This is a genomic window from Flavobacterium azizsancarii (assembly GCF_027980145.1).
Taxonomy (GTDB): Bacteria; Bacteroidota; Bacteroidia; order Flavobacteriales; family Flavobacteriaceae; genus Flavobacterium; species Flavobacterium azizsancarii.
The window spans coordinates 20498-27980 of record NZ_JAMZNK010000061.1; the positions used below are offsets into that span (position 1 = coordinate 20498).

General features: G+C 34.3%; 5 protein-coding genes. 4 read left to right on the top strand and 1 reads right to left on the bottom strand.

The window, feature by feature from the left end; genetic code table 11:
* The first annotated feature begins 115 nt into the window (after positions 1-115).
* The gene (gene leuS, locus NJT12_RS22675) at positions 116-2983 is read left to right on the top strand and encodes a leucine--tRNA ligase (RefSeq protein ID WP_271338397.1); all 2868 of its coding nucleotides are present in this window, start codon (positions 116-118) and stop codon (positions 2981-2983) included.
* A 331-nt stretch (positions 2984-3314) separates the two neighbouring features.
* On the opposite strand, the gene NJT12_RS22680 is transcribed toward leuS, so the two are convergent.
* On the bottom strand, positions 3315-3713 hold the full coding sequence (locus NJT12_RS22680; RefSeq protein WP_271338398.1) for a hypothetical protein: 399 nt from the start codon (positions 3711-3713) through the stop codon (positions 3315-3317).
* A 163-nt stretch (positions 3714-3876) separates the two neighbouring features.
* Between NJT12_RS22680 and NJT12_RS22685 the strand changes: the two genes are divergently transcribed.
* From NJT12_RS22685 to NJT12_RS22695, 3 genes are all read left to right on the top strand, one after another.
* Entirely contained in the window at positions 3877-5880 is a 2004-nt protein-coding gene (locus NJT12_RS22685; protein WP_271338399.1) for an ATP-binding protein, read from the top strand.
* Positions 5873-6508, top strand: a complete 636-nt coding sequence (locus NJT12_RS22690) for a response regulator transcription factor (protein WP_271338400.1) — start codon at positions 5873-5875, stop codon at positions 6506-6508. The genes NJT12_RS22685 and NJT12_RS22690 overlap by 8 nt, the downstream gene beginning before the upstream one ends.
* A gap of 95 nt (positions 6509-6603) precedes the next feature.
* On the top strand, positions 6604-7290 hold the full coding sequence (locus NJT12_RS22695) for a zinc metallopeptidase (RefSeq protein WP_271338401.1): 687 nt from the start codon (positions 6604-6606) through the stop codon (positions 7288-7290).
* Positions 7291-7483: the final 193 nt, after the last annotated feature.

Consider the following 7483-nt stretch of genomic DNA (forward strand, 5'->3'; position numbering starts at 1 on the left):
TGTTTGTCAGTGAAATAGCTTTGGTACAATCTGTAATAAATGTAAATTTGCGCCTTAATTCATTAAAGTGATAAAGCTTTAATCTTTATCATTCTGAACCTTTGAACCTTTTAAGATGAAATACAATCCGATCGAAATAGACGCTAAATGGCAAAAATTTTGGGCAGAAAACCAAACTTTTGCAGCAAAAAACAATTCTGACAAACCGAAGCATTATGTTTTGGACATGTTTCCTTATCCTTCAGGAGCGGGATTACACGTTGGGCATCCGCTGGGTTATATCGCTTCAGATGTTTATTCTCGTTTTAAAAGACATCAGGGTTTCAATGTTTTGCACCCAATGGGATACGATAGTTTTGGATTGCCTGCAGAACAATATGCAATACAAACGGGACAACGTCCGGAAGATACAACACGCGTAAATATTGACGGTGGAGTAGATAAAGAAGGAAAACAAATTGCCGGATATAGAAAACAATTAGATAAAATAGGATTTTCGTTTGACTGGAGTCGTGAAGTGCGTACTTCGAATCCTGATTACTATAAACATACACAATGGATTTTTATCCAGTTGTTTAATTCATGGTATTGCAAAAAACAAGGTAAGGCATTTGATATTTCAGAGCTTGTAAAAGTTTTTGAAGAGGAGGGTAATGTTTTGGTTGAGGCAGTTTGCGATGATAATGTTGCAATTTTTACAGCAACAGAATGGAATTCGTATTCTGATGATCAGAAAGAAAAAATCTTGTTGCAATACAGAATGACTTATTTAGCTGAAACCGAAGTAAACTGGTGTCCTGGTTTAGGAACTGTTTTAGCAAATGATGAAATTATAAACGGAGTTTCGGAACGTGGGGGATATCCTGTTATTCGTAAAAAAATGACACAATGGAGCATGCGAATTTCGGCTTATGCAGAACGTTTGTTGCAAGGTTTAAATGATATTGACTGGAGTGAATCTATCAAAGAATCACAAAGAAACTGGATAGGGAAATCTGTAGGTGCGATGGTTTCGTTCCATGTAAAAAATCATGACGAAGTTATTGATGTATTCACTACAAGACCTGATACAATTTTCGGGGTTACTTTTATGACTTTGGCGCCAGAACATCCTTTAGTTTCTAAAATAGTTACTGAAGAACAAAGAGGAGAAATTGAGGCTTATATCGAAAAAACAGCTAAACGTTCAGAGCGTGAGCGTATGGCCGATGTAAAAACAATTTCAGGTGTATTTACAGGAGCTTATGCAGAGCATCCTTTTACAAAAGAAGCAATTCCGGTTTGGATAGGAGATTATGTATTGGCAGGTTACGGAACTGGTGCTGTAATGGCGGTTCCTTGTGGAGACGAAAGAGATTATGCTTTTGCTAATTTCTTTAAAGGTCAAAACGGTATGCAGGAAATCAAGAATATCTTTGCGAATGTTGATATCTCTAAAGAGGCTTACGGTTCTAAAGACAATGTTGAAATTGCCAATTCTGATTTCTTAAACGGATTAAATTATAAAGCAGCAACTCAAAAAGCAATTGCTGAATTAGAAAAAATAGGACAAGGAACAGGAAAAACAAATTACCGTTTGCGTGATGCTGTTTTCTCTCGTCAGCGTTATTGGGGAGAACCTTTCCCGGTGTATTATGTAAATGGTTTACCAAAGATGATCGATGCGCAGCATTTGCCAATTATCTTGCCGGAAGTAGAAAAATATTTGCCAACCGAAGATGGTTTGCCTCCGTTAGGAAATGCAGCTGTTTGGGCTTGGGATACTAAAAATAATAAAGTTGTCAATACAGATTTAGTAGATCATGCAACGATTTTTCCATTAGAATTGAATACTATGCCAGGTTGGGCAGGAAGTTCATGGTATTGGATGCGTTATATGGATGCTCATAACGAAACTGAATTTGCCAGCAAAGAAGCATTGGCATATTGGGAAAGTGTAGATTTATATATTGGAGGAAGCGAGCATGCAACCGGACATTTACTATATTCTCGTTTCTGGAACAAATTCTTAAAAGACAAAGGTTTTGCTCCAACCGAAGAACCATTCAAAAAACTGATCAATCAGGGAATGATTTTAGGAACCACTGCATATGTTTACAGATTGGAAGGAACAAATACTTTTGTGTCTAAAAATAAAATTACAGATCAAAATGTTCAGCCAATTCGTGTCGACGTGAATTTCGTAAATTCTTCTGATGAATTAAATATCGAAAAGTTCAAAAATTGGAGAGAGGATTTTAAAACTGCCGAATTTATTTTTGATGAAAACGGAAAATACATTGTTGGTCGTGAAGTCGAAAAAATGTCGAAATCATATTATAATGTAGTGACTCCGGATGATATTTGTAATGAATATGGTGCTGATACATTGCGTTTGTACGAAATGTTTTTAGGTCCTTTAGAGCAAGCTAAACCGTGGAATACTGCCGGAATCTCAGGAGTTTTTGGTTTCCTGAAAAAATTATGGAAATTGTATTTTGATGAGCATAATGGTTTGGTTGTAAATAACGACGAACCAACAAAAGACAATTTAAAATCGTTGCATAAAACGATCAAAAAAGTAGCAGAAGATATTGAGAGTTTCTCTTTTAATACTTCAGTTTCTCAGTTTATGATTTGTGTGAACGAATTGTCGACACAAAATTGTCATTCAAGAGCAATCTTAGAACCGTTAGCGATTTTAGTTTCGCCTTATGCGCCACATATTGCTGAGGAATTATGGTCGCAATTGGGTCATACAACTTCAATTTCTGAAGTTGCTTTTCCTGTTTTTGAAGCAAAATATTTAGTGGAGACAAACAAAGAATATCCGGTTTCTTTTAACGGAAAAATGCGTTTCACAATCGAATTGCCTTTGGATTTAACCAAAGAACAAATCGAAGAAATCATCATGAAAGACGAAAGAACATTGAAACAGCTAGATGGTAAAACACCAAATAAAGTAATTATTGTTCCGGGGAAAATTATTAATTTGGTTGGTTAACCAAAATAAATTCCATCCCGATAGCTATCGGGATTAAAATTCCAAATTCCAACTTTGTTGGGGTTTGGGATTTTTTTTGCGTCTATTTTGTCATCATGAGGAACGAAGGATCACATAAGAAATTCAACAAGTAAAATCGAAAGTCTTTGTTGAACTAAGCGTGCAATCCTTCGTTATTCAGGAAGATAATATTGTGAAACTTCGTTGGCTTTTTTGCCGCAAATTACCCGAAGTTAACACAAATAAGATTCGTGTTAATTTGTAGTGATAATTAGATGTAAAAAAAGCTTCGTAATCACGAAGCTTTCCTTTTTTTTATTCTTATTGAGTATTATTTCACAAATACAAAAGAACCCGGAGCTGCTACAATAATCCCGTCGCTTGTTGCCTTTGCAGTTGTTTCTTTTTCTACTTTTCCGCCAACAATGATTTTTACAGTTATTGTTTGGTCAACAACACCGCCAAAACCACTTACTGTTATTCCCGCTCCATAAGTGTCTGCGCCAGCTGTAAATTCCTTAGTCCATGGTAATGAATTGATATCAGCGTTTTGTCCGCCATTACCAGATTCGGTATAAACTGTACTAAGTTTTCCGGTATAATTTCCGGTTACTTCATATTTAATGTCTCTTGAGCCTGATCCTGAATTGTTATCGTTATCGCTGCTGCAAGAAGCTACTGTAAAAGCAAGAGTCAGTACAATCGCTAAAGTTTTTAAAATAGATTTCATAATTTTTTTTAATATTAATAATAGTGTCTAACAAAATTAGATGCTTGAAAATGAAAGGGCAATACCTGATAAAGTGTATTTTGTATTACCTGATATCAGGTAAAAAGAGGTGGTTTTTTTTGGAATATTTTAAATTTTAATAAATTTGAGAAAATACCACTTTATGAAGAAAATTTACCTCTTTCTGATTTTTCTGCTTTTTTCTGCCACTTCATATTCACAAGTGATCCTTTCGTTAGATGATGATAGAACTTATATAGATAGTATTGCTGCGATTACTAAAAATGCTCATTCTGATAGTGTAAAAAGTATTTATAGCTTTAAATTGTCAAAATTGTATTTGATGATACAGGATGTTCAGAAATCAAAAGAATATTTACAGCAAGGGAATAGGTTAAAAACTAAATTTCCTTTTTTAAATGATGTAGCAATTTTCTATAATTCATATAGTTTTTTAGAAAAAGGTGATGTTGACGGATTCGAGAATGCTTTGCTTGAAGCAAATAATAAACTAAAGAAATACACTCATACCGAAGCTTACAAAATACGTGCTGTTGCGCTTCAAAATTACGGTGTCATGCAGCAAAGAAAGAATAATGAAAAAGGCTATATGAAAATATTAGTTCATGAAGCAATTCCTGCTGCTAAAAAAAGTGGTGATTCTGAGTTAATAAGTGGTTTGTACAAAGCGGTTGCTATAATTTTTATGAATAATAACGATCGCGAAAAAGCAAGTGAATATTTGCGTGATGCTCAATATTATATCGAAGTTACTACTAAAAAGTCACCCACTCTTATTGAGTCTAAGATGGAAACGTACATTATTAATGCTGAAAATTTAGTAGAGTTAAAAAGATTCTATGATGCGAAAAAGGTTCTGGATAAAGCATATGATAAATTACAAAATCATCCGGAGTCGAATTTAAATGATTCTTATTTTTATTCTGAAGGTTTGTATTATGGAAAACAAAATAAAAACGATAAAGCTTTAGAGAGTTTTGAAAAAGGTATAAAGTCAGCAGTAAAGCATCAGAATCAAATTGCTTTAAATAGATTGAAATTTGCGGAATACGAAGTGCTTTTTAAATTAAAAAACTTTGATAAAGCCAAAGCTAATCTGGAATATCTTCTTGAGAAAACTCCTTTTATTGTAGATCAAAAAAATTATTATAATGAGTTGTCGAAAGTTTATAATGCTACTAAAAATTATGATAAAGCTTATTTTTATTCTCATAAATACAATGTAATCAATGACAGTTTAAATGATACGAAATTTAAAAGTGAAATTGTAGAACTCGAAGCAAAGTATAAAAAGGCTGAAAATGAAAAAAAAATAACATTGCTACAATCACAAAACGAAAAAACAGCACTGCTGGTCAATAATAATCGGTTGAATTCTATTCTTTTTGCGGTGTTATCGGTACTCTTGTTTCTTATTGTTTTGTTTTTATGGATATTAAATAAAAATCAGAAAAAACTAAGTATTCAGAAAGAAATTAATCATGAGCAGGAATTGAGTGCACTGGAGAACCAGCAAAAATTATCGGTTTCTAATGCTCTGATTGAAGGAGAAGAGGTGGAAAGGAAAAGAATCGCCAGAGATTTACATGACGGACTTGGGAGTATGCTTTCCGGTTTAAAAATTCATTTAAAACTCGCGGAGAAAGAAAATGCGCTCAGTCCTGCAGAAATTAATACTTTGTTGGATAATTCGATTAAGGAATTGAGAAATATTTCGCAAAATTTAATGCCGGAGAGTTTGTTGAAATTAAGTTTAGAACATGCATTGAGAGATTTGTGTATGGCAAATTCAAATGCAAAAACAGAAATTGAATTTCAATATTTGGTGCAAAAACCAAATTTACCCAAAAATTATGAAATTGTGATTTATAGAATTATTCAGGAATTATTGATTAATGCTTTGAAATATGCCGATGCATCACAAATTTTAGTTTCTTGTTCTCAAAATAAAGATACTTTTTTTATTACAGTTGAAGATAATGGAATTGGGTTTGATGTTTTTGTAAAAAGTAACGGAATGGGTTTAAGAAATATTAAGAACCGTGTTGAGATTCTTAAAGGAAAATTAGAAATAGAAAGTGTTCTGCATAAAGGAACGTCTACATACATTGAATTAAAAGTAAAAAATGAAACATTAAATGGATAAGGTATATAAAACAGTAATTGTAGATGATCACCCAATTGTGATTTCAGGAATTTCAGGATTATTGTCGGATCTGGAGACAGTTGAAATTGTCGGTAAATTAGAATCCGGGGTTAAACTAGTTGATTATATCGAGGAGAATCAGGTTGACTTGATTTTGATGGATATCTTTTTACCTGTGATAAATGGGGTTGATCTTTGCAAGACAGTTAAGCAGAAATATCCCCGAATAATTATTATCGGAATGAGTAGTCAGTCTGAACGGAGTCTGGTGATGCAATTTATTCAAAATGGCGGAAATGGATATGTTCTAAAGAGCGCTTCGTTTGATGAGTTTAAAAGATGTATTAATAAAGCCATTGAGGGGGAAATTGTATTTAGCGATGAAGTCAAAACTATCATTAGCCAGCCCTCATCTGATGGTTTAGATCATATCCCGAGTCTTAGTAGGAGAGAAAAAGATATTACTTTATTGCTGTCAAAAGGTAAATCGACCCAGGAAATAGCCGATGAATTGTTTTTGAGTTTTCTAACTGTTCAAACACACAGGCGCAACATCCTGCAAAAGTATAAAACCAAAAATGTAGCTGAATTGATGGCTTTTCTATTGAAGAACAATCTGTTAAGTTGAGAAGAAGGGTGTGCCAAAATGACATTTTTTGAAATTGGTTCAGAATTTGCAATTTGTTTTGTAACTTTAATAATCAATCAAATAAAAATAAAAATATGGGAAGTGGATATTTAATTCTGGCCGGAGCAATTATGCTTTTCAGCTGGATGGTGAGTTCAAAGCTCAAAAGTAAATTTGAATTATACTCGAGAATACAATTAAGAAACGGAATGAGTGGTGCTGAAATCGCTAAGAAAATGTTGGCTGATAACGGGATTACTGATGTTCGTGTTATCTCGACTCCGGGGCAGCTAACAGATCATTATAACCCTACAGATAAAACAGTCAATTTAAGCGAAGCAGTTTATAATCATCGTAATGCTGCAGCGGCAGCTGTTGCAGCGCACGAATGTGGTCATGCTGTGCAGCACGCGATAGGATATGAATGGCTGACAATGCGTTCTAAATTAGTGCCAATCGTAGATATTGCATCAAATTATATGCAGTGGATTTTATTGGCAGGGATTCTTATGATTAGAGTTTTTCCGGGTTTGTTACTAATAGGAATTATCATTTTTGCAGTGACGACATTATTCTCGATAGTGACTTTGCCTGTAGAATATGATGCGAGTAACAGAGCGCTGGCCTGGTTAGAGAACAAACATATGCTGACACAAGAAGAGCAGGCAGGAGCAAAAGATGCGCTAAAATGGGCAGCAAGAACCTATTTGGTAGCTGCTATAGGATCGATTGCAACGTTGTTGTACTATATCTCGATTTATTCAGGAAGCAGAAGGAATTAATTTTTTAATTAGATAATTTATAAGCAAACCCGACAGGTTGAAAAACCTGTTGGGTTTATTGTTGTGTGCCCAGCATGGGCGGTAACTCTAGGGTGTAAGTCCCGAACACGCCTTTACAGTGGGAAGTGTTAGCTGAATGCAAGGGTGTCCATTGCGTTAGTGGAATCTGAAGGAAGCAGTAGGCAAACTCTTG